General features: G+C 65.4%; 20 protein-coding genes. 1 reads left to right on the forward strand and 19 read right to left on the reverse strand.

Features of this window, described 5'->3' with window-relative positions:
• Positions 1-26 precede the first annotated feature (26 nt).
• The 19 genes from M2D63_RS19930 to M2D63_RS20020 all read right to left on the reverse strand — a co-directional run bounded on the left by M2D63_RS19930 (position 27) and on the right by M2D63_RS20020 (position 21,060).
• Positions 27-446: a curli assembly protein CsgF gene (locus M2D63_RS19930; protein WP_285864715.1), complete on the reverse strand. Its 420-nt coding sequence runs from the start codon at positions 444-446 to the stop codon at positions 27-29.
• Positions 443-838, reverse strand: a complete 396-nt coding sequence (gene csgE / locus M2D63_RS19935; RefSeq protein WP_285864716.1) for a curli production assembly/transport protein CsgE — start codon at positions 836-838, stop codon at positions 443-445. The genes M2D63_RS19930 and csgE overlap by 4 nt, the downstream gene beginning before the upstream one ends.
• Entirely contained in the window at positions 835-1,365 is a 531-nt protein-coding gene (locus M2D63_RS19940; protein WP_285864717.1) for a type II secretion system protein, read from the reverse strand. The genes csgE and M2D63_RS19940 overlap by 4 nt, the downstream gene beginning before the upstream one ends.
• Positions 1,340-1,714, reverse strand: a complete 375-nt coding sequence (locus M2D63_RS19945) for a type II secretion system protein (RefSeq protein ID WP_285864718.1) — start codon at positions 1,712-1,714, stop codon at positions 1,340-1,342. The genes M2D63_RS19940 and M2D63_RS19945 overlap by 26 nt, the downstream gene beginning before the upstream one ends.
• 5 nt (positions 1,715-1,719) lie before the next feature.
• Positions 1,720-2,193, reverse strand: coding sequence for a type II secretion system protein (locus tag M2D63_RS19950; RefSeq protein WP_285864719.1), 474 nt, complete (start codon positions 2,191-2,193; stop codon positions 1,720-1,722).
• 3 nt (positions 2,194-2,196) lie between these two features.
• A complete protein-coding gene (locus M2D63_RS19955; protein ID WP_285864720.1) occupies positions 2,197-4,026 on the reverse strand; it encodes a secretin N-terminal domain-containing protein in 1,830 nt (609 codons plus the stop codon).
• On the reverse strand, positions 4,023-4,523 hold the full coding sequence (locus tag M2D63_RS19960; RefSeq protein WP_285864721.1) for a hypothetical protein: 501 nt from the start codon (positions 4,521-4,523) through the stop codon (positions 4,023-4,025). Before M2D63_RS19960 ends, M2D63_RS19955 begins: the two co-directional genes overlap by 4 nt.
• The gene (gene pilO / locus M2D63_RS19965) at positions 4,523-5,071 is read right to left on the reverse strand and encodes a type 4a pilus biogenesis protein PilO (protein ID WP_285864722.1); all 549 of its coding nucleotides are present in this window, start codon (positions 5,069-5,071) and stop codon (positions 4,523-4,525) included. Before pilO ends, M2D63_RS19960 begins: the two co-directional genes overlap by 1 nt.
• Positions 5,058-5,600: a PilN domain-containing protein gene (locus tag M2D63_RS19970; protein WP_285864723.1), complete on the reverse strand. Its 543-nt coding sequence runs from the start codon at positions 5,598-5,600 to the stop codon at positions 5,058-5,060. Before M2D63_RS19970 ends, pilO begins: the two co-directional genes overlap by 14 nt.
• A 1-nt stretch (position 5,601) precedes the next feature.
• Complete coding sequence (locus M2D63_RS19975) at positions 5,602-6,390, reverse strand: hypothetical protein (protein WP_285864724.1); 789 nt, start codon at positions 6,388-6,390, stop codon at positions 5,602-5,604.
• Complete coding sequence (locus M2D63_RS19980; protein ID WP_285864725.1) at positions 6,371-8,074, reverse strand: GspE/PulE family protein; 1,704 nt, start codon at positions 8,072-8,074, stop codon at positions 6,371-6,373. The genes M2D63_RS19975 and M2D63_RS19980 overlap by 20 nt, the downstream gene beginning before the upstream one ends.
• A gap of 53 nt (positions 8,075-8,127) precedes the next feature.
• The gene (locus M2D63_RS19985; protein WP_285864726.1) at positions 8,128-8,661 is read right to left on the reverse strand and encodes a response regulator; all 534 of its coding nucleotides are present in this window, start codon (positions 8,659-8,661) and stop codon (positions 8,128-8,130) included.
• A gap of 230 nt (positions 8,662-8,891) precedes the next feature.
• Positions 8,892-9,536 carry a SurA N-terminal domain-containing protein gene (locus M2D63_RS19990; protein ID WP_285864727.1) on the reverse strand — a complete coding sequence of 215 codons (645 nt, stop codon included), beginning with the start codon at positions 9,534-9,536 and terminating at the stop codon, positions 8,892-8,894.
• Positions 9,533-11,068, reverse strand: a complete 1,536-nt coding sequence (locus M2D63_RS19995) for an ABC transporter substrate-binding protein (RefSeq protein ID WP_285864728.1) — start codon at positions 11,066-11,068, stop codon at positions 9,533-9,535. The genes M2D63_RS19990 and M2D63_RS19995 overlap by 4 nt, the downstream gene beginning before the upstream one ends.
• A 5-nt stretch (positions 11,069-11,073) precedes the next feature.
• Positions 11,074-11,718 carry an SCO family protein gene (locus M2D63_RS20000; RefSeq protein WP_285864730.1) on the reverse strand — a complete coding sequence of 215 codons (645 nt, stop codon included), beginning with the start codon at positions 11,716-11,718 and terminating at the stop codon, positions 11,074-11,076.
• A complete protein-coding gene (locus M2D63_RS20005; protein ID WP_285864731.1) occupies positions 11,715-12,362 on the reverse strand; it encodes an SCO family protein in 648 nt (215 codons plus the stop codon). Before M2D63_RS20005 ends, M2D63_RS20000 begins: the two co-directional genes overlap by 4 nt.
• The gene (locus M2D63_RS20010) at positions 12,359-14,338 is read right to left on the reverse strand and encodes a cytochrome D1 domain-containing protein (RefSeq protein WP_285864732.1); all 1,980 of its coding nucleotides are present in this window, start codon (positions 14,336-14,338) and stop codon (positions 12,359-12,361) included. Before M2D63_RS20010 ends, M2D63_RS20005 begins: the two co-directional genes overlap by 4 nt.
• A gap of 21 nt (positions 14,339-14,359) precedes the next feature.
• Positions 14,360-20,227 (reverse strand): manganese-oxidizing multicopper oxidase MnxG, encoded by a 5,868-nt coding sequence (gene mnxG / locus M2D63_RS20015; protein WP_285864733.1) that lies wholly within the window; start codon positions 20,225-20,227, stop codon positions 14,360-14,362.
• A gap of 224 nt (positions 20,228-20,451) precedes the next feature.
• Positions 20,452-21,060, reverse strand: coding sequence for a lytic transglycosylase domain-containing protein (locus M2D63_RS20020; RefSeq protein WP_285864734.1), 609 nt, complete (start codon positions 21,058-21,060; stop codon positions 20,452-20,454).
• 178 nt (positions 21,061-21,238) lie between these two features.
• On the opposite strand from M2D63_RS20020, the gene gspG reads away from it, so the two are divergent.
• A complete protein-coding gene (gene gspG / locus M2D63_RS20025; RefSeq protein ID WP_285864735.1) occupies positions 21,239-21,661 on the forward strand; it encodes a type II secretion system major pseudopilin GspG in 423 nt (140 codons plus the stop codon).
• The last annotated feature ends 11 nt before the right edge of the window (positions 21,662-21,672 follow it).

Genomic DNA, 21,672 nt, shown 5'->3' on the forward strand with positions numbered 1-21,672 from the left:
GCTGTCGCTCCCCAATGCCCTACCCGTCAAGGGTTCAGGCCGTTGACCGAAATTTCCGAAATTTCGCCGGTTGCCCGGTCGGTGACCTGAATGCTCAAGGCCCCGGAATCGTCGATGACGTTGATGATGAAGGCGTCGGTCTGCAGGCTGCCGGTGTTGCCGTTGTTGATGGTGTCCATCAGCTGCGACAGCAGGCGCGACTCAAGCTGGTTGGTGAAGCGCTCCAGGGCCGAGGTACCGGCGAAGGCCGAGGCGCGGTCCTTGATCGCCGGGTCTTCGTGGTCGTTCTGGGCCTGGGCGTTGTTGAGCAGCCAGGTGCCGTTCAGCGGGTTGCCGCCGAAGGCCGGGTTGACCGGGGTGTAGACCAGTTCGGTGGCACCGGCCTGGCTGCCCAGGGCCGCCAGCAAGACCAGGGAGGCCAGGCGGCAGGTGTTTTTGTTGTTCATAGCTCGTCCCTCTCAAGATCAGTGGTGTCCTGCAGCATCATCTGCAGCTTGCGCTGGATGATCTGCGCCTTGACCAGGTCCGCCGCTTCATAGGCGGCATCCTTCAGTTCCGTGGTGTTGGGTGGCAGGAAGCGCCGGTAGACCACGCGTTGCTCAAACTCGACCGTCACCAGGCTGCCCCAGCGTGCGTCCGGCCGTTCCCGTACCACCAGGTTGAAATCCAGGCGGCTGGTGGCACGCAGCCGCTCGGCGAAGCTGTAATAGAAGTCGTGGCCGATGTGCGAGATGGTGTTGTCGACGATAAAACCCATCATCTCGTCCTCGGCGCCGCCACGGGCGGTACCGGCCAGCAGCACCAGGGCCAGGGCGCAGGCAGTCAGGCGGCGGTTCATGGTCCGTCCCCCTGGGCAATGCCCTTGCGGGCGCCGGCGGCGGTGTCGGCGAAGGCTTTCTCGGCCACGAACTGCCAGTCGGCGTAGTGGGCCAGGCCTTCGAAGTCGGACCACTGGGCGGCGAAGCCGGTCTGCTTGAGCGGCATCTCCTGGGAGCGGCTGTAGACCCCGGTGATGCGCCCGTCGATCGAAAGCACCAGTCCCCACTCGTCGCTGCCGGTGATCGGGTCGGCATACAGGCGGCGCAGGTGGCGCTTGATGCCGGGGTAGCGCGGGTCCTCCAGCAGCTCGTCCAGGGTCTGCGGGTACTGGGCCAGGCCCGGCGAGTTGCGGTAGTAGCTGCGCAGCGCCTGGGCGTACTGGCCACCGACCCACAGCAGGTCGCGTTCGCGATCACGCAGGGAGGCGGTGGACCACAGGGTCACCGTCGAGCCCATGGCGATGCCGGTCACGGCGATCAGCAACAGCACACCCAGGTAGGTGAAGCCCGCCTCGGCGGCGCTACCACTCGGCATAAAGGCTGCCATCACGCGCCCTCCCGGTTGAGCCGCTCTTGATGTCGGCCACGGAACCGGCCACCCCTTCCGGAGGTGCCACCACCTGCCAGCGATCGCGGCGCTCGGTGATCGGGTCCATGGGGGCGCTGCGCAGGTAGCGTTGCTCGACCAGTTGCTCCAGCGATTCGGGATAACGGCCGGTGTCTCCATAATAATGGTCCAGGGCCTCGCGCATGACCGCCAGACTCTGACGCAAGGTCGCCTCGCGGGAGACTTCCAGGCTTTCGAAATAGCGCGGCATGGCGATGGTCATCAGGGTGGCGATGATCGCCATCACCACCAGCAACTCGATCAGGGTAAAGCCTTGATTTCGTTTCATGCTGCTCACCACTGCCCGTAGGCGATGCCGTTGAGGCCTTTGCCCGGCGCCTTGGAGTAGACGTCGAAGACGTCCTCGCCATCGCGCGGGTTCTGGGCCGAACTGTCGTAGCTGCGCAGGCCCCAGCCGCCTTCGTCGTCACGCTTGTGCGCCACCAGCGGGTCGCGCGGAATGCGCCGCAGGAAGTAGAACTTGGCCCCCTTGGCACTGCGCACATCGCGCACCCCGTCCACCAGCACCTGCAGGTTCGGTGGGTAGCCGCTGGCGTTCAGCGATTTCTCGATGTAGCCGGCGTCGAAGGCACGCTTGTAGGCGTCGATGGCATCGCGAATCTGGTACAGCGCGGTCTTGAGCTCCTGCTCCTTGCCACGGCGCACCAGGGTTTCGGTCAAGGGCGCTGCGATCGAGGCCAGCAACCCGAGCAGCGCCAGGGTCAGCATCACTTCGATCAGGCTGAAACCCGCCACCCTGCGTTTCATGATTCAGGGCCTCACCGCGGTCGGTACCGCTGCTACCGGTTGGCTTTCATCGCCCTCCAGGTTTGGAGTGGGGCTGATGTTGCGGATCTGCATGCTGGTTTCGGTGCCGGTCGGGAACTCCATGTCCGACGGGCTCTGGTACGGCAGGTTGCGGATGATCCGCGGGGTGATCGACAGCACCAGCTCCGACTGGCTGTTGTCGTTGCGGTTGCTGCCGAACAGCCGGCCAAGGCCCGGGATGTCGCCAAGCCCCGGAATCTTGTTGCCGCTGGCGCCCTGGTCGTTGCGCATCAGGCCGGCCAGGACCTGGGTTTCGCCGTCATGCAGGCGCAGGCTGGTCTGGGCGTTGCGGGTGTCGACCTGGACCGGGATGGTGCCCTGGCGGGTCGGTTCCAGCGGTTTGGCGTTGCTGACCTCCAGGGCCACCTTGATCGCTACTTCGTTGTTCAGGTGCACCACCGGGGTCACTTCGAGTTTCAGACCGACATCCAGGTAAGTGATGCTTTCGGTGATCACCGGGCCCTGGGTCGAGGGCACCGAGGTGGCGCTGACGATCGGCACCCGCTGGCCGATGTGGATGCGCGCCTGCTCGCGGTTGCTGACCCGGATCACCGGGCTTGCCAGGGTGTTGATGTCATTGTCCTGGGCGTTGATCTTGGCCTGGGGCGATGGCGAGAAGGTGATTTGCTCGGAGTTGATGCCGCGCAGCTGGTCGATGGTGCTCACCGGGTTGCCGTCGCTGTTGAGGATCCCGAAGGTGTTGGGCCATTGCAGGCCGAGTTCGAGGATCCGCGAGCGGGCCACTTCCATCACTTCGACTTCCAGCACCACTTCCGGGTTGGACTGATCCTGGGACTGCAACAGCTTCTCGGCCATGCGCACTGCATCGGGGGTGTCACGCATGGTCAGGGTGTTGAGGCGCTCATCGACGAACACGTCGCGGGTCTTGAGCATGGTCTTGACCATGTTCATCGCGGTGTTGGAGTCGATGCTGGTCAGGTAGAAGGTGCGCATCACCAGTTCCTGGTAATCCTTGGTCTTCTGCGGCGAGTCGGGGTAGATCAGCAGGGTGTTGTCGTTCACCACCTTCTGGTGCAACTGGTTCTGCTCCAGCAGCAAGGCGATGGCGTTCTCGATGCGCACATCGCGCACGAAAATGGTGGCCTTCATGTCCGGACGCAGGTCCTTGTCGAAGATGAAGTTGAGCCCGGCCACCTGGGACAGCACCTCGAAGATGGTCTTGAGGTTGGCGTCACGGAACTCCAGGGTCACCGGCCGTTCCAGCTTGCTGCGCAGTTGCGGGTTGGGCTGGGCGGTGCGGCTCTGCACCAGTTCGATGTCCTTGCGCAGGGCCAGGCCGGCCTCGTTCTGCGGGTCCAGCTGCAGCACTTCGCGCATGTGCCGCTCGGCGCCGAACAGGTCGCCGGCACGCAGGGCCGCCTGGCCCAGGGCGACGCGTTCACCGAGGTTGCGCATTTGCTCGATCTGGCGCACGGCTTCCTGGGCGCGGCGGTTGTTCGGCTCCAGGGTCAGGACCCGGCCGTAGCCCATGCGCGCCCCGGCAAAGTCGTGGCGGCTGCGGTCGCTGTCGGCCTGGGTCAGCAGTTCTTCAATGGACTGCTTGCGTCCCTGGGCCAGGGCGATGTTCAGCTCGGTGTCGCGCGGGTTCTCCTTCAGTGCCTCTTCCAGCCGGGCAACCCCGGCCTCGTACTGCCCTTCGTTGATCAGCGCCTGGCCGTCCTTGCGTGCGGCGGAAGTGCCGCAGCCGGCCAGGGCGACGCACAGTGCCAGCATCAGATACGGTGCTTTGTTGCAGTGCCTGGACGAAATCATGGTGCGCTCCCTACAGACAAGGTCTGGGACAGGTGCAACGGCAGGTAGACCAGGCTCAGCTCCGTGGCGGAGATGTGCTCGATCCGGTAGGTGTCATCGATCACGTCGCCACGCCGCACGACGTACAGTTTTTCGCCGCTTTGCAGGAAGATCTGCTGGTCGTCGCGGTCATCCAGACGGCCGACGAATTGAAAGGGCAAAGCGGGCGCCGCCGGGGCCACGGCCACCGGCGCAACCGCCACAGGTTGTTCGGTGACCGTCGCCAGTTGGGCGGCCGGCTTCCAGTTCTTGCTCGGGAACAGATCCCGTGGTTGCAGCGCCGCGGTCGCTGCACCCTTGCTGGCAGCGGCGTCCGCGGCCTGCGCCGCCGTGTTCGAGACGGTCGCTTGCGCATCGCTGCCCTCGCCATCGTCCGTGAAGAAGTAGCCCGGTACCCAGGCCAGTACGGCCGCGGATCCGAGGAAGGCCAGCCAGGCCAGGCGGCGTTGAGTGTTCATCATGACCTCGACAGATAAAGGGTCATACGCAGGCGACCGGTCAGCTCGCTGTCACCGATCTTCTTGCGTTGCAGGTCGACGTCTTCAAGCACCAGCGCCGGCAGTTGGCCGAGCAAGGCGTGCACGAAGCGGCGGATCTGCGGGTAGCTGCCGCGCACCGGCAGGAGGATCTGGTAGCGCGCCAGTTGGGTCTTCGGATCGACGCCCAGGGCGTACTCGCCACGGGACAGGCTGATGCGTTCGGATTTGGCCAGGCTGTAGATCCGGTCGATGGCCACGGTAGCCTGGGGCTGGGCCGGCAGCTGCTTGTGGAAGTCTTCCAGTTCGCGCTGGGGCACCTGTGGCAGTTTCAAGGCGCCGCGCTTGAACTGCTGCAGTTGCTCGTCGGCTTGCTCGCGCTGGGCCTGCAGCGCTTGCAGTTGCTGCCACTGTGGCAACACCGCCAGGGCACCGTAGAGCAGCGCCAGCAGGACCAGGGCGCCACCGGCAAGGCCGACCACGCCAATCTGGCGTGCACGCTCGTGGAGGATCAGGCTAGGGATGTGCATTGCCGGTCTCCCAGGTGGCGGACAGGTTGAACTGCACCGGATGCTCGGGCTGCTTGACCATGATTTCGTGGTTGAGCAGTGACACATCGCGCAACTCGTCGCTGGCTTCCAGACGCTTGTGGAACGCCAGCATGGCTTCCAGGTCGCGGGCTTCGGCGCTGATCCGCACCTGGCCCTTGCGGGCGTCGGGGGTCAGGGTCAGCAGCGCCACGTCGTCCTGGGGCATGGCTTCGAGCATGTTGAACAGACGCTCCCAGGGCCGCTGCAGTTGTTGCGAGACGCTGCGCATCTGCGCCAGCTTCTCGCTCTGTTCGCGGCTCTGAGCCGGGGTCAGTGCACTGCCCTGCTGCGGGCGCTTGCCCAGTTGCTGTTCGACCTGATGCAGTTGCTGCTCGAGCCCGGCCTGCCGCTGGCTGACGTTCTGCTGCAGGACCACGGCCGCCAGCACCAGGCTGGCGCCGACGCCCAGCACCACCCAGGCCGCCAGCGCCGTGCGCCGTGGCTGGAAATCCAGTTCCAGGCGGCGCATTTCAGGCCACCGCCCGGGACATGCTGCACAGCACGTCGCCGCCCTGGCCGTTGAGTTCGCACAGCTGCACCCCCTCGAGGGACGGTGGCTGCTCCTGGCGACCCGGTGCATGCAGGAACACCGGCAGTTGCCGTTCACCGGCGTTGAGTTCGCACTGGCGGGCAATCAGGGCCTGCAGGGCGGCGTCACTGTCGCCACCGCCCTGGGCGCTGACCTGTTGCCAGGTGCCGTTGTGGGCCAGCAGGCAAACGCTGCGTTGTGGCTCGGCAATCACGAACAGGAAGTCGCCCTGCCCCAGTTGCTCGGCAAAACGGTTGTAGGCGGCCATCAGGTACGGGCGCACCGAACGCAGGCGCAGGCCCAGGTCGCGACAGTGGTCGTTGAGCCGTTGCAGCAACGCTTCCGGCACGGCCGTGGCGATGCGCGCGCTGCCGGCGGCCTCCGGCGAGACCACCAGGCGCCAGCCGTCCAGGCTCTGGCCGTAATGGCTCTCGAAACAGGCCCGGGCGTACTGGTACAGCTCGTCCGGCCGGTTGATGGCGGCGCTCCAGGGCACCAGGCAGAAGCGGCAGTACTGCGCCGACAGCAGCACCTGCAGGTGCGCGCCTTTGCAACGCTGCTCGGCCAGCAGGCTGTGCAAGGTATCCAGGGCCTGGCTGGCGGCCTGGCTGCGTTCGGCGATAAAGCCCAGGCTGCCCAGCCAGGTTTGCTCCTGGCCCTGCAGGCGGGACAGTCCAACCCCCTGGGCACCGAGCACGGCGACGAATCGATCAGGCGACAAATGTGACACGATTGATCTCCTCCAGGGTGGTCCGGCCATCACGCACCAGTTCCAGTGCGGAGCTGCGCAGCAGGCGCAAGCCACGTTGACAGGCCAGGGCGCGGATCTGCGACAGCGGCTTGCGTTCGACGATCATCTGCCGCAGTTCGTCGTCCAGGTGCAGCAGCTCGGCGATCGCGGTACGCCCGCGATAACCGCTGCCGCGGCACTGGCCGCAGCCGCTGCCGTGTACGAAGTGGTAATGGCCGACCTGCCCGGCTTCCAGGCCCGAGAGGCTCAGTTCCTCGTCGCTGGGCTGATGGCGGCTGGCGCAGTGCGGGCAGACCAGGCGGATCAGGCGCTGGGCCAGCACGGCATTGAGGGCGGAAACGAAGCTGTAGGGATCGACCTGCATCTGGCTGAAGCGGCCGATCACATCGAAGACGTTGTTGGCGTGGATGGTGGTGAACACCAGGTGGCCGGTGAGCGCCGACTGCACGGCGATCTGTGCGGTGTCCGGGTCGCGGATCTCGCCGACCATGATCTTGTCCGGGTCGTGGCGCAGGATCGAACGCAGGCCGCGGGCGAAGGTCAGGCCCTTCTTCTCGTTGACCGGAATTTGCAGCACGCCCGGCAACTGGTACTCCACCGGGTCTTCGATGGTGATGATCTTGTCCACGCCATGGTTGATCTCGCTGATCATGGCGTAGAGGGTGGTGGTCTTGCCGCTGCCGGTGGGGCCGGTGACCAGGATCATGCCGTACGGCTCGTTGGCCAGGCGGCGCAGGCTGCGCAGGGTCTGGTCCTCGAAGCCCAGGGCCTGCAGCTGCACGCCGCTGACGCGGTCGGCCAGGTCCTGTTTGTCGAGCACCCGCAGCACGGCATCCTCACCGAAGATGCTGGGCATGATCGATACCCGGAAGTCGATCTGCCGGCCGCTGATGCCGATCTTGAAGCGGCCGTCCTGGGGCACGCGCTTTTCGCCGATGTCCAGCTCGGCCATGACCTTGATCCGCGAGATCACCTGGTCGGCGAACTCGCTGCCGCTGACTTTGCTGATGCCGTTGAGCACGCCGTCGATACGGTACTTGATCACCAGGCCGTTGCCGGTGACGCCCAGGTGGATGTCGCTGGCATGCATTTTCAGCGCATCGTAGAGGGTCGAGTTGACCAGCTTGACCACCCGGCTCTGGTCTTCGCTGATGCTGGCCAGCGACAGGCTCTGCACCGTGTCGAGCTCGCTGACGGCGTCGCTTTCGGTGTCCAGCGAGTCCACGGCGTGGAAGCTTTCTTCGTGGCGGGCGAGATAACCGCTGAGGTCGGCGGCCGCCACCAGGTACAGCGGTGCGCCCTGCAGGCATTCGTCGATCCAGGCCAGGCGAGCGCTGTCGAAGGGGTCGGCGAACACGCCCAGGGCCTGGCCGTCATGCTCGAGGAAAATGAATTCGCGCTTCAGGCACTGGGCCAGGCTGACCCGGTCGAACAGCGGCGCGGCGGCGAACAGCGACGGGCTGTCGAGCACCGGGTAATGCAGGGTCTGGCCAAGGGAGCTGACAAAATCGGCGGTGTTCAGGCCGCTCAGTTGTTGCAGGGTATCGAGCAGACGTTCGCCGCTTTGTTCGGCGGTTACCCTGGCCTGGGCCAGCAGCTCGCGGCCAAGGGGTGCGGGGGCACTGGACCTGGCGGGGACTACAGCGAGCGACAATGATTCCATGGCTTGCTCTCCAGCTCGGAGCGCGGCAAGCCAAAACCTGGTCTGCTCGCGCGTTACTCCCCGGTGAGCAGTTGGTCGTCGTCCGGCCCTGGCGGCTTCACGCCATTACGGCGGCGATCAGCCAGGACCCAACTACCATCGAACAACTGCAGCGGGAAACTTTCATTCCTGCCTTGGCGTCGTTCGACGAACCCTGTGTCCTCATTGCCTTCGCGCTTCTCTTCTCGCTTGAAACCGATCAGGTCGCAGACTGCGCGGGCCAGTTCCGCCAAGGGAAAAGGCTTGAACAGGATATGACTGACACCTAGCTGGTTGGCACGCTCACGGACCTCGGCGGTCGGGTGGGCAGTGATCAACACGAAATGACAGTTCCTGCTTTGACGCACCGTCTCCAGTACCTGAAACCCTTCCATGTCGGGCAAGCGATAATCGAGCACTATGACGTCGGGTTGGAGGCTCGCGGCCAGGCCGATGGCACTTTCCCCGTCGTAGGCAACATGAACGTTCAGGCCTTGCGCAACCAGGTAAGCCTGGATATTGCCCGCAAGGGTCTGTTCGTCATCGACTACCAATACTGTGTTAACCAAGGTCGACTCCTTGAAGCATCACAGGCCCGGATTCCCGGTCTGGCGAAGTGCGACCTTGTACAGGCTTACGCATGCTTCGTGCCAGACATGAGACGGCGTTAATCACTGTGCTATGTCGTTGATTCTTTAAGCGTAGACGCAAATAGCCCGACGCCTCTCCCCCAATGCCGGGGACAGGCTGGCACTTTGCCCCTACTGATGTCCCCAACATTGGGGGCCCATATGAGTCGTCAGTCAAGTCGCTGCACCTGCCCGGCGTCTCGAAGACGCTGCAGCATGGCCCGGCGCGCCTGCGCCTGTTGCTGATCGATGAGAATGCGTTTTGCCAGTACCAATCCCTGCTCCTCTACGACAGGGCCAGTGGCACTTTCGTTCTGGGGTGGTTGAAAAGAATTCTCATTGGCTTTGAAAAAGGCCCGTACTTGCTCGGGATCGGGCTCGGGAACCTGCGAGGCCTGCATGAACACCTGTTGTGCCGCCAGTTCATGGCGCATGTACTCGGCAAAGCTCTGGCCATCGAAACCGGCATCGGCCAGACGCCGCTCAAACGTTTGCGCACCGCCCATGGCCTGGCGCAACTGATCGATCTGCGCGGTGATCTCACTGTCATCGACCTTGATGCCCTGGCGCTGGGCTTCCTGCCAGAGCAATTCCTTGTCGATCAGGTCGCTCAAGGCCTGGTCGCGCAGGCGCTTGTAGACGCTGGGGTTGCGAATGCTGGTCAGGGCCCGCCCCTGGTCTTCCAGGTACTCGACAAAATAGCGCTCCAGACGCAGCTGGCTGATTTCCACGCCATTGACCCGGGCCGCAGCCGGTCCCTCCTGGGCCTGCAGCGGCAGGGCCAGTATGCATAACAACAGGCAGAGCAGCTTCATGGCGTATTCACCTCGGTAACGGGTCGATAGGCAGCCACTGGGCGAAACACCGGCCCGGGCATTTCCACGGTAATCACATGGGCGCCGGCCAGGCCCTGGCGTCGACCGGGGCCGAACCCCAAAGGTGGGGTCAGGCCGGTCTGCACGTCATGCAGGCTTTCCAGGGCCAGCACCAGCTTCTCCCGGCTGGCGTCGCGGCCGATGCGCTTGAGCGCGTCGCCCAGCAGTTGCATGGCGCACCAGGTGCTGACCTGCAGCGCCCCCTGGCGGCCATCCAGGCCCTGGCGCTGGCGCAGGCCGTCGAGCGCCTGGCGACCGGCCGGCGTCCAGTCGCCGGGCACGAAGGGATAGGCCAGGAACACGCGCCGTGACCAGGCGTCGGGCAACTGCGGCAACTGCCCGGCCACCTGGCTGGAAGCGGCCAGCAGGTAAGGCGTGCGCTCGGCGCGCTGGAGCAATTCGGTCAGGCGTTTGAAGTCATCGGCCTGGCCGAGGAAAAAGATCGCCTGGGCGTTGCTCGCCTGTTCATCCAGCGGCCGGGCCTGGATGCCGTTCCAACCGCGATGTTGCAGTTCCTGCTCCAGACGCCGGGCCAATTCCTCCTGGGACGCATCGGCATAGACAATCCGGGTGTCGGCGCGCTGCAACACCAGATTGGCCTGGGCATAGTCGGCCAGGCTCAACAGTTGCTCACGCAGGCCCGGCAACGGGTCGAAGATCTGCAGGCTGGTGGTCAGCGCCGGTGTCGCGCCGATCAACGGCACCCGCGCCTGCTCCAGGCGTGCCGCCAGGGTCGGCTCCAGGGCCGGTGCCAGGGGCGCGATCAGGGCGAACACCTGCTCCTGCTCGAGCAACCGGGTCAGGGCCTGCTCGGCGCTGGCCTGGTCCGGGCCGGGATCGAGAGTGATCAACTGCAACTGGCGACCGTGGATGCCGCCCTGCTGGTTGAGCGCCTCGATACGGTCGTCGAGCACTGCCGCCACCACCCGGGCCGACGCGGCGAGCGGCCCCTGGGTGGGCAGCAAGGTGCCCAGGCGCAGGACCTGGTCTTGCACCCCGGGATCGCGGTCATCGGCCAGGCGCTTGAGGTAGGCGGTGAGGTTGCGCTGGTCGGCCATGCTCAGCACGAAGCGTGGCATGGCCGGGTCCAGCGGGTTGCCGGCCGGGTCGCGGCCCTGCTGGATGGCCCGGGCCAGGCTGGCATCGCTATAGGCCGGATAGGACCGGCCATTGGCCTGGCGCTGTCCCTGCCCGAGCGCCAGGCGCTGCCAGCTGAGGTTCGGTGGGCGCACGCCGCCTTCGGCGCGGCCAAGGCCGTCGGCACCGTGGCAGCTGGCGCAGGGCACCACGCTGGCGGGCACCAGCATGTCGGCCGCCCCTACCCGTGCCGAGACCTGTGCATCGCTGCTCGACAGGCCTTCACGGTACAGGCGCTTGCCGGCCTGTTCCGCAGGGCTCAGGTCCAGGGCCTGGGCGAGACTGGTGGCAACCAGCAACATCGCCAGGGTCCCGATGCGCGCCAGGCGGTTCATCAGCCTCAACGCCCGGCCAACGGTTGCGACAGCAATTGCAGGCGCTGGGCGATCGCCAGCGGCGGTGCGTCAGGACGGATCTTGCTCCAGCGCTTGTTGCCGACGTCGCCGGCGATCAGTTGCGTGGAATGTTGCTCGGGGCTCGGGATCAAGTGCCCCAGGCGCGCCAGCACCAGGTCGATATTGGCCTTGTCACCGGTCAGGAACAGCCAGTTGGGGCCGTCCACCCCTTGCTTCTGGGCGAATTCCTTGAGCACCTGCGGGGTGTCGTTCACCGGGTCGCTGCTCACCGAGATGAAGGTGACCTTGCTGGCCGCCTCCTCGCCCATGGCATCGCGCACCTCGCGCAGTTTGCGGGTGATCAGCGGGCAGGCATCGTTGCAGTGGGTGAAGATGACATTGAGCATCACCACCTTGTCCTTGAGCACGTCGCTGTAGAAGCGCAGGGTCCGACCGTTCTGGTCCTGCACCAGGGTGTCGGTGAAATAGGTCTGGGCATCGTGGGTACCGGCGGTCGGGGTCACCGCCGTGGGCTTGGGCGCCTCGGGCTGGTGGCCTTCATGGGCCAGGGCCTGGGGCGCGAGGAGGCCCAGGCAGGCGCTCAGCGCCAGCCACCGGGCGCCATGCCGGGTGCGGTTTGCGAGGCTCATGGCTGCTGCTCCTGGGCAATGGCGGTGTGCTTGGCATGCACGCGCTTGGCGCTGAGGCGGTCGATTTCGCTGACCAGCAGCGCCGGGTCGGTAAAGCCATAGAAGCGCGTCCATTTGCCGGTACGACCGTCACCCACCAGAATCAGCGGCGGGTGCTCGCCGAGGTTGGCGCTGAAGCTGCCCAGACCCTTGAGGGTTTCGGTCACGGCATATGGCGTACCGGTCAGCCAGCTCCAGCCGGGGCCGGCCTGGAAGGTCTTGGCGTAGGTCAGCAGGCGCTTGGGATCATCGCGCTGCGGGTCGACGCTGAGCGACACCAACTGCACTTCCTCCCCCACCCGCCCGCCAAGCTGCTTCTGCACCTTGGCCATGATCGACGACACCACCGGGCATACCGTGGTGCAGCTGGTGTAGATAAAGCCCATGACCACCAGGCGGTCCCCCACCAGGTCCTTTTCCAGGCGCACCGGCATGCCGTTCTGGTCCAGCAGCTGGACATCGGCAAAACGCACCGAAGTCTTCTCCTGGTGGGCGGCAGGCGTGCCATGGGCGCTATGATCGACACCGCCGTGGGCCTGGACCAGGCCACAGCTGGCGGCGAGCAGGCAGAGACTGAACAGTCTGCAGCGATCGAGCTTTCTCATCGTACACTCCTTGAACCCGATTCAGACGCTTGTTGAGCCGCAGCGGGCAGTACCCGCAGGCTGGTGTAATTGTTCTCGGCAAAGCCACTGCCCAGCGATGGGGCCTGCACATGCAGGTACCAGGCGCCGCTTTCAGCCATCTCCAGCGGCGCCTCGTAGATCCCGTCACCCACTTCCCGCACGGCACTGCTGCGCGCACGCGAGGTCGGCGCGAGGAAGTAGCGCACGCTCAGGTCCTTGACGCCGTTGCGCGGCGCACCGTTGCCTTCGACGATGCGAAAGCGCGCGGTAAAGGGCCGGCCCTGCACCACTACCTGGGAATCGAGCATGAACTCGACCCGCGGCGTCTGCCGGTGCGGCGCGGTGGGCGAAGCGGCCACGTCGGTGCTGAAGCAGTGAATGATCTGCGGCTGGTTGAGCAGGAAGGCCACATCGAAGGTGCCGGAGGCCGGCAGCTTGACCGTCGAGCTATACACCCCCGGCGCCACTTCGCGCAGGCTGCGGTCGACCACCAGGGCGGCGCGGGCGTTGGCGCCGCGGTTGGCATAGCCGGACATCGGCGCATTCATGCCTTCGGCGTAGAAGTAGGTGGTGTTGTCCACCGGGTTGACCACGAACACCGAGTTCTCGTCGCGGGCCACGGTCAGGCCCTGGGCCAGCGGCAGGTTGCCGGCCTGGCGCGGCGCCGCAGGCCCGGCTTCGAAGCCCTGGACGATGGGTTCGCGGCCCTCCCCCAGGCTGCTCAGGTTGACCATGGTGACCTTGGGCGAGGCCAGCCCGCGAATATAGGCATAGGCGCTGGTGAAGGTCAGCTGGTAGGGTTCGGCGGACACCGGCAGGCTGTGGATCAGCCGGTCGGTACTGGCGTCGACCACCAGCGCCTTGTTTTCCAGGGTGTTGAGGGCGATGCCGAAGCGCCCGTCCTTGCTGAAGCGCATCGGCCCCAGGCCCTGCTCGCCCTGAATCAGGTGGCGCTGGGTGTGGTTGCGGGCATCGATCACGCTGATGGTGCCGTCGCGCCCGTCGGTCACATACACCGCCTGGGACAGCGCCGAATAGGCCACCGACAGCGGGTGCGAGCCGACTTTCAGGGTGTTGACCAGACGCATCTCGCTGGCATCGATCACGCTCAGGGTGCCGCTGTCGCGGTTGCTGACAAACACATAGCGCGAGTCGGCACTGAAGGCGATCTCGTGATGTCCGGCACCGGTGGCGAAGAACTTCATGGCCTTGCGGCTGGGCACATCGATCACCGTCACGCCACTCTCGGCCGGATCGCTGGCATTGTTGCCGACCCACAGCAGGCGCTGGTCGGGCTGCATCGCCAGGCGCAGCGGCTGTTTGCCGGCGCTGAGGTTGGCCACGCGCTGGAAGGTCTCGGTGTCGACCAACGCCACTTCACCGCGCTCGGGCATCGACACGAATACCTGCTTGTCGTCGCCGGCGGCCACCCAGTCCATGGGTTGGCCCGGCAGCTCGATACGCGCCAGGGTACTGGTGACGCCGCCCACCGACACCGACGGATCGATCACGGTCAGGCTGGCGTCCTTGTTCATCACCAGCAGGAAGTAGCCGTTGAGGTCGAGCAAGGGGCGCGCGCCGATGCTGCTCTTGAGAAACATCGCCACCCGCGCTTTGCAGCTCTTGTCGCGGTCCTTGGCCGCGTCACCGGTGAGGGCCGGGTCCAGCCAGGCGCCGGGGGTCACCCCCGACAGTGGCTGGCCGCTGTTCTGGTCAGTGATCTTGAAACGCACATTGGCAAACGCACCCTCGGTCAACACCCCGCCACTGGCCATCGGCTTGGCCTCGAACTCGACGGTGACACCGTCGCGGCTCAGCCGGTGCAGGGCTTGCGAATCGCTCTCGACCAGCGCTTCGCGCGGGTCGCACCACAGGCTTTCGTAAGCGATCCCCAGGCCCATCAACGTCAGGCCGGTCATCAGTCCCAGGTACAACGGTCTGTTCTTCGTGATCATGACCTCTACCCCTTGTTTTTATTACTGCGCTGGTGGCGTAGACGGTGGAGCTTCCTCGGTGACGCGCAGGATCCCCCAGAGTCCCGAGGCATTGCCGTAGGCGGCGTAGTCGCGGAACAGGTAGTCACCTGGTATGGCGTTGCCGCCGCCGGCACTGTTCGACATGAAGCTGAAGTGCGCGGCTGGCAGTACGCTCTCCTGGGCACCGATGTACATCGCTTGCGGGTTGTAGCCGAAGCGCACCGAGCCGATGCCAGGCAGGTTCAAAGGATAGCCTGCGGCGTCGGACTTCTCGGCCTGGTAGTTGTGCAGCGGCCACAGGTGCCCGTCGAGCTGGTAGTTGACCCCGCGGCTACCCCCGGTAGGCATCAGGATATGGCTGCGGAACGGCTGGCCAGGCTTGGCCCAGAGCACCGGGGTCTGCGGATCGCCGCCGACCAGGGCGTTGCTGTAGGCCATATGGGCGTTAGGCACATCCGCCCAGCCATGACCGTCGGCATGCCCGAACGGCGCATCCGGAGCCAGGCCGAAGCGGAACCACAGCGGCTCGGTCTTGTAGTTGATGGCCATGTTCGAGTTGTCCTGTGGATCGCCCGCCACGCCGTTGCCTTCGGTGGCCATTCCTTCGACCGGCCGGCCGTCGGCCCAGCGCATGTTCAGCGAGCGCTGCCACAGGGTGGCAAAGTCGCGGTAGGCCGGTTGCCCCGGTACCTGCACCGTGGCCGAAGCGCGGCTGGCGGCATCCTCCGTCCAGGTCGCGGTTTGCGGCAGGATGCTCATGCCACCGATCAGGCCCTTCTGGCCCTGCTTGATGACATCGGCCGGGGTGATGTTCAGGCCGCCGAACTCGATCGCCGTGGTGTTGATGTTGTCCACCGAGCGCCCTTGTTGCAGCACCGGCTTGCCTTCACGCTCCAGGTGACCGGCGTAGTACTGGTACACCTTGCTCGGGTAGGCGCCGCTGGTGCCGGCCCGTGGCGGTACGGTCTGCACCGGGTTCAGGCCGACGTTGGCACCGTCCGACTTGGTGATGTCGTAGGCCAGCAGCTGGGTGTGCAGGCCGACGTGGCTGGAAGGCCGCATCAGGTTGTTGTTGAAGGCGGTGGAGCCTTCGCTGCCATTGCGGTCACGCTTGACCACGTTATGCATCACCGCGGTGCTGGGCAGGTCCGGCATCACCATCGGCAGGCGGTTTTCCAGGGTGACCTTGATGCACTCGCCAGCCGCTGCACGCAGCACCAGCGGTTCGATCGGCACCCCGGGCTTGAGCTTGCCGGAGACAGGGTCCAGGTCGGCCTTGCGCACATAGAGGATGGCGGTCGGGTCATGCAACGGCCCACTGTGACCACCGATGGTGGAGGTCTCGCCATCTTCCGGATCGGTCACCGTCACCTGCGGGATGCTGGTGCGCCGGCTGTTGTAGACCAGGGTGCCGCCGTTGGCCTTGAGCGGGCCGCCGACATGCTGGCCGGCGCCGGCCGGGTCGTTGATGCTCACGCCCAGCGGGTTGCCGAGGATGTCGTTGGCCAGGGCCGCGACGATCTCATAGCTGCGCTGGGTGGTCGGCCGGGTACCGATGCCGTTGGGGTTGGTGGTGTAGCGTGGGCAGATACCGTCGAACGCCACGGTATTGCGGGCCGCCATCGGCATGGCGTTGTTCGGCAGCGCGAACAGGTCGGTGCGTGGGGTGGTGTAGTTGCGCATGATCCCCCAGATACCGTTCCAGTAGCCCTCGTGGGAAGCGTCCAGCGAGTACAGGTAGTCACCGTTGGGCGCTGCGGAACTGGAGATCATCGACACCGGTGCCATGAAGCCCAGCTGTTCGGAGATGCCCACCATCTGCGAGGACTTCCACCCCGAGTTGGAGCTGTTGCCGAAGCCCGAGCCGTTCTGCAGCCACTTGACGCCGTGCAGGGTCACGTTGTGCTCCTCTTCATGACCACCGGCGTGCATGCGCAAGCGCACGTTGTCGCCGGAGTAGGTACGCAGCATCGGCGTGAAGGGGTCGCCCGCCTCGGCACCGCCCTTGTTGATGTGCGGTGGGAACAGCGTGGTGCCGCCGGTCGGGCCTGTTGCCGAGGTGATCAGCGCCGGCGACATGTTCATCGCCTGGATGGCACGGTCGGTACGGCTTTGCATGGCATAGGCCAGATCGCCGCCGTAGCCGTCGGCCTGCATGCCGCGCTTGCCGTCAGGTGCGACCTTGTTCGGGTCGTAGACGCGCAGGCCCAGCGGTTCGTTGCGGTAGTTGACGACGAACATGCCCGGGTCATCCACCGAGATCGCCTGCGGGCAAGGCCGCGACGGGCAGCCCGGGTTCAGGCCGCCACGGGACTCGACCACGGCTTCGAGCAGGTTCGAGGCCGCCCCGCGCACCGGCGGGTTGATGGCGTAGCGGAAGCTGTCGGCGGTAGCCGGGTAAGCCTGGGCGTTAGGGACGCCGTCAGGGCCTGCACCGACGTACACACCGGCCTCGTAGGCATGCTGGAAGTCGCTGTATTCCAGGAAGAACTCGCGGTAGCTGTCGTTGCGACCGTCACCGTCATGGTCGCCGGTCTTGACCACTGCCTGCCACGAGGTCGGCCCGCCGTCTTCGCGCAGCGCCGGGTTGTACAGCTGTTCGCCGGTCTCGGCGTGGTACCAGGTGGAGTTCGCCGGTTCCGCCAGCACGGTGGCGTACAGGCCCAGTTGCTGGTGAGTCGATGGGCCGAGATGGTCATGGGTAAAGATGGTGCCCAGGCCACGGTCGACGTTGAACACGTTGACCACAGGGTCGGCGAACCAGCGTTGCATCGCCGTGCGGGCGCCCATCCAGTCGGCACGTCCGTATTTGCCGAAGAACGGGTGCGCCTTGGCCACCGGACACTCGGCCGTGCCTTCGCGCGGGTCGCCGGTCTGGCACTGGTTGAACTCGCGGATGGCATGGATACGCTCGACCACGGTACCGGGCGAGAGGATGCCGTCCTCGTAGTTCCAGCCGTTGGCCGAGCCGTCGGCGGCGGTCAGGTCCCACTTGGGCAGGTGGATGTGCTGGCCGATCACGTCGGTCGGGGTACGCACCTGGTAGTCGTCCATCTCATAGAAGGACGGGATCAGGTTGGTGTGCTGGTACATCACGCAGTCGAAGGTGTTGATGCGCATCACCAGCGGCTCCGGTGGGCGCTGCTTGTTGATCACCTGCCAGGCGTCTTCCCAGAGGGCGATGATGCGTGCCTGCGGGAAGTGGTAGCCGACCTTGTTGTACACCGCGTCGAACTGGATGTTGGCGCCTTTGTAGATGCGTGGGCGGTCGGCGGTGTACTGCGAGGAACCGGTGAAGGTCATGCCGTCCATACGCTCGCCACTGGCGTATTCACCGAGGGGGCTGGCCTGGGTCAGGCGCTTGGCGCGGTCATCCATGCAGGGTTCGTAGTACGGCGCACCGGCGGTAGGCAGCGCACCGTTGGTGCGGAAGCTGCGCGGCACCGGCTGGGCACCCGGCACCAGGGCGTAACTGGGGTGTTCGAGCTTGGCGTGAAAGCTCATGGCTGCCTGCTCGACGTCGGTGCCCTCTTCCGGCAGGAACACCGCCTTGGCCTTGGTGATCTGCTTGGAGAAGTCCAGCGCGGTGGTGGTGACATCGGCTTCGCCACCGGCGGCCATGCCATCGAGGGCATGGCGTGGCAGGCCGCCGTCCCAGCCACCGACCTGGTTCGGGTCGAGGTTGGCCCACAGGGCGTTGCCGCTGTTTTTCAGCGCCTTGGCCTTGTCCGGGTCGAGCATGTCCAGCGGTGGGGTTGGTGGACGCTGGCCAACCGTGCTTTCCATGCCGCCGATCCAGAAGGGATAGCCAGGGTTTTTCAAGGTGCCGTCGGCATTGGTGTCGTTGCGATCGACCAGCACCAGCGAGCCGATAGCCCGTGGTGCGGCTTCATGCTGGCCGCTGTCGTCATCGGCTTCTGCTTCGTCCTCTTCATCGTCATCGTTCTCGGCGACTAGGGTCGGCGCCAGTTTCGGAATCACCGCGACCTTGCCCGGCATCGGCGCCATGGCCTTGCCTGGCAATGGCACCACGGCCGGAATCGGCGTACCGGCAACGATCTCACCGTCCGGCAAGGCACGGGCACCGGCGGCCGGCTTGCCGCTGCGCAGGGCATACGGCGTGCTGTGGAAACCGTCCTGGCTCTGGTTCGACACTTCCAGGCGAGTACCCTCTTCGAACACGTCGTGTACCCGCCACATGCTCCACATGCCCTGGGCGAAGTGCGGATAGAAGTGGCAGTGATAGATGGCATCGCCCGCTACCCGGTTGCGGTTGCCCGAACCGCCGTTGGCGATTTCATAGGTGTAGCCGGCGCCTGCGCCAATGCCCTGGGCGTCGACATAGTCGGAGTTGTCGTCGTTGGGGTTGAACAGCCACTGGTGCCCGTGCAGGTGGAAGATGTGCTGCTCGTGACCGTTGTGGGTGTTGCGGAACTTGACGAAGTCACCGATATAGCTGTGGTTGACGTTGGACGGTTCCGACGGATACAGCGCCATGGTGGCCTTGACCCCGACCTGGTCGGCGTTCGGGGTCTGCCCCGGGCGGATGTTCTCAAGGCCAACGTTGGCCGGCACGTCCACCAGCATGGCCACATCGCCGACGGTGTGCGCGCTCAGGAAGAACTCTTCATAGGCGCACGACAGGCAGTCATGCATCGGCCCTACGCCCAGACGGTTGGCCACCACTTCCGCGCCCATGCCACCGGAGCCGTAGTTGATCATGAAGGTGTCACGGGTTGGCTCCAGCACATGCCCCATCACCGGGTCTGCCCAGTAACCGGGGAACGCCTGGGTGGCGGCCGCTTCGTCGGTGAACTGCGCGGCGAAGTCACGGAACGGCTCGAGCCGGTTGGGGATCGCCGGGTTGCGCTTGCCGACACTTTCCAGCGGATAGGTCGACGGCGGGAAGCTGCCATCGGTGTTGGGGCCCATGACCACGGCATCGCTTTCGCTGGAGATGATTTCGTTGCCATCGATCATCGCGACGATGGGCGAGCCGGCCTTGCCTTCACGGATCCAGGGCTCGCGCTGCGGATAGCGGGCCTCGTAATCGACAATGGGCTGGCCGGTGGGGGCGCGGCCGGTGGTGGCCAGGCGCATTTCTTCTTCGGTCAGGGTATTGCGGTAGGTGCGGGCGTTCTTCGGCAGCACCACGACCTGCCCGAACAGGCCGTTGGAGACGTTGCCGGCGGTGCCTTCACCGCCGAAAGTCGCGCCCTTGCTGGTGGCGGCGAAGGCGCCTTCGCGTTCGGCGTACAAGGTATAGGAACGGGTGGAACCGGGGGCGATCAGGAAGTTGCCGTTGCGGCCGGTGTTGGCGGCGATGTCACCGATGCTGTTGACCGCCTGCATGCCGTTGACCTGGAAGCCCACGTGACGGTCGGTGACCTGTTCGTCGGCGACGAAATTTTCTCCGTCTTCCGGCTCGATCGCTTCAGCACCTTCGTTCTCCTCGGCTTCGTTCTCCTCGCCTTCGTTTTCTTCTTCGTGATCGATGCCGTGCTTGTTCGGGTTGGCCTGGTAGGCCAGCAGGTTCTGCAGGTTGACGGTCAGGCAGTCACCGGCGGCAACCCGCAGCACGATCGGCCGCGGGCGCTTGTCCGGGCGCAGGCTGACCTTGCCCGGCACCGCCGCCCCGCCATGGGCCAGGGACACCTGATGCTCGTCTACCACATCGCGGGCCAGGGCGAACATCATGCCGTTGGCGTTCTGCGCACCCAGGCGGTTGAACATCAGCGGTTGATCGAGGGCGACGACGTTGGCGACCAGCGTGCGATTGCAGCTGATGGCAGCCTCACTGTCCACCTGCCAGCCCAGGGCGGCGGTGAGCAACAATGAACTAAGGACGGAGCCTTTTATCGGGATCATAGTGCACCTCCGCTGGTGCCTGAGTTCTCTGGGGAGGCAGGAGCAAGTGCCGTGCCAGAAGCTTTTATTGTTATTTATCAATACCTTGCATTTCGAATTGAATCTCAATTGGGGGGCATTCCCCGCAATTCCCCAGCATTTGGGGGTAGGTGGGAGCGGGCTTGCCCCGCGATGCGATGTGAGTGACGGACCGCAATCGCGGGGCAAGCCCGCTCCCACAAGAATTACAACGGCGCATCCATCGCCAGCCCCTGCAAGCGCCGGTACTGGCGCAACACCTTGGGCACATAACGCTGGGTCTCGGCATAGGGCGGAACGATCCGCCCACGACGCATCACCGCATCGGGGCCGGCGTTATAGGCCGCCACGGCGAGAGTGATGTCGTTGTCGAACAGGGTCAGCATGCGTTTGAGGTAGCGCGCCCCGCCCTGCACGTTGGCGCGCGGGTCCAGGACATTCTTGACCCCCATCTCCCGGGCGGTGCCCGGCATCAGCTGCATCAGCCCGACGGCGCCGCTGGGTGAGCGGGCATTGGGGTTGTAGCGCGACTCGGCGTGGATCACCGCATGCAGCAGCGCTGGCGGCAGGTCGTTGGCCTTGGCTGCTGCCGCCACCAGTTCGGCGTACGGCAGGCCGGTGATCAACTGTGCCTCGCCAGTGCCGGCCAGGCTTGCGCCCGCTTGTTCAGTAATGACCCGCTCATAGTGGCGCCCGGGTCGGTGGACGTTGGTCAGCACGTAGCTGCCATCGGCCTTGATCGAGATGTAGAAATCCGCGTGGACCGGTTGGGTCCAGGCCAGCCAGAAGAAAATTCCCGCAGTGAGCCAGCGCATCGTACCGCCCTCCCCGTTGCGTCCCCCGAAAAGTGGGGCATATGCCCCGATCACCGAGGCGCAGACCTACTGACGCAAGCACTGTGCCGCCTTGCCATGCCCGTGGCGCAAAGGCTCGGGGCAGACGCGCACAACAATTGCATAAGGCCTTGCAGGCGCACGAAGGAGGGCCTTTGGCATGAACGACAAGAAACGCGCACAACAGGGATTCACCCTGCTCGAACTGCTGGTGGTGCTGGTGGTGCTGGGTCTGCTCGCGGGGATCGTCGCACCCAAGTACTTCAGCCAGTTGGGGCGCTCGGAGGCCAAGGTGGCCCGGGCGCAAATCGAAGGCCTGGGCAAGGCCCTTGACCTGTACCGGCTGGAGGTGGGGCATTACCCCAGTTCCGAGCAAGGCTTGCAGGCACTGGTCATCGCCCCCAGCGACGAGACCCGCTGGTCGGGGCCCTACCTGCAGAAAAAGGTGCCCCAGGATCCGTGGGGACGTAACTACATCTATCGCCAGCCTGGCGAAAACGGCGAGTACGACCTGCTCTCCATGGGCAAGGACGGCCAGCCCGGCGGCGAAGGCGAGAACGCCGAGGTCACCAGTTGGCAGTAAGCGGAGGAATG

It is taken from the genome of Pseudomonas sp. BJa5 (genome assembly GCF_030272875.2).
GTDB lineage: Bacteria > Pseudomonadota > Gammaproteobacteria > Pseudomonadales > Pseudomonadaceae > Aquipseudomonas.

Bases quoted from the DNA above. Each gene is read 5' to 3' on its own strand.
- M2D63_RS19930 (WP_285864715.1), bottom strand. From the start codon at position 446: ATGAACAACAAAAACACCTGCCGCCTGGCCTCCCTGGTCTTGCTGGCG.
- csgE (WP_285864716.1), bottom strand. From the start codon at position 838: ATGAACCGCCGCCTGACTGCCTGCGCCCTGGCCCTGGTGCTGCTGGCC.
- M2D63_RS19940 (WP_285864717.1), bottom strand. From the start codon at position 1,365: ATGGCAGCCTTTATGCCGAGTGGTAGCGCCGCCGAGGCGGGCTTCACC.
- M2D63_RS19945 (WP_285864718.1), bottom strand. From the start codon at position 1,714: ATGAAACGAAATCAAGGCTTTACCCTGATCGAGTTGCTGGTGGTGATG.
- M2D63_RS19950 (WP_285864719.1), bottom strand. From the start codon at position 2,193: ATGAAACGCAGGGTGGCGGGTTTCAGCCTGATCGAAGTGATGCTGACC.
- M2D63_RS19955 (WP_285864720.1), bottom strand. From the start codon at position 4,026: ATGATTTCGTCCAGGCACTGCAACAAAGCACCGTATCTGATGCTGGCA.
- M2D63_RS19960 (WP_285864721.1), bottom strand. From the start codon at position 4,523: ATGAACACTCAACGCCGCCTGGCCTGGCTGGCCTTCCTCGGATCCGCG.
- pilO (WP_285864722.1), bottom strand. From the start codon at position 5,071: ATGCACATCCCTAGCCTGATCCTCCACGAGCGTGCACGCCAGATTGGC.
- M2D63_RS19970 (WP_285864723.1), bottom strand. From the start codon at position 5,600: ATGCGCCGCCTGGAACTGGATTTCCAGCCACGGCGCACGGCGCTGGCG.
- M2D63_RS19980 (WP_285864725.1), bottom strand. From the start codon at position 8,074: ATGGAATCATTGTCGCTCGCTGTAGTCCCCGCCAGGTCCAGTGCCCCC.
- M2D63_RS19990 (WP_285864727.1), bottom strand. From the start codon at position 9,536: ATGAAGCTGCTCTGCCTGTTGTTATGCATACTGGCCCTGCCGCTGCAG.
- M2D63_RS19995 (WP_285864728.1), bottom strand. From the start codon at position 11,068: ATGAACCGCCTGGCGCGCATCGGGACCCTGGCGATGTTGCTGGTTGCC.
- M2D63_RS20000 (WP_285864730.1), bottom strand. From the start codon at position 11,718: ATGAGCCTCGCAAACCGCACCCGGCATGGCGCCCGGTGGCTGGCGCTG.
- M2D63_RS20005 (WP_285864731.1), bottom strand. From the start codon at position 12,362: ATGAGAAAGCTCGATCGCTGCAGACTGTTCAGTCTCTGCCTGCTCGCC.
- M2D63_RS20010 (WP_285864732.1), bottom strand. From the start codon at position 14,338: ATGATCACGAAGAACAGACCGTTGTACCTGGGACTGATGACCGGCCTG.
- mnxG (WP_285864733.1), bottom strand. From the start codon at position 20,227: ATGATCCCGATAAAAGGCTCCGTCCTTAGTTCATTGTTGCTCACCGCC.
- M2D63_RS20020 (WP_285864734.1), bottom strand. From the start codon at position 21,060: ATGCGCTGGCTCACTGCGGGAATTTTCTTCTGGCTGGCCTGGACCCAA.
- gspG (WP_285864735.1), top strand. From the start codon at position 21,239: ATGAACGACAAGAAACGCGCACAACAGGGATTCACCCTGCTCGAACTG.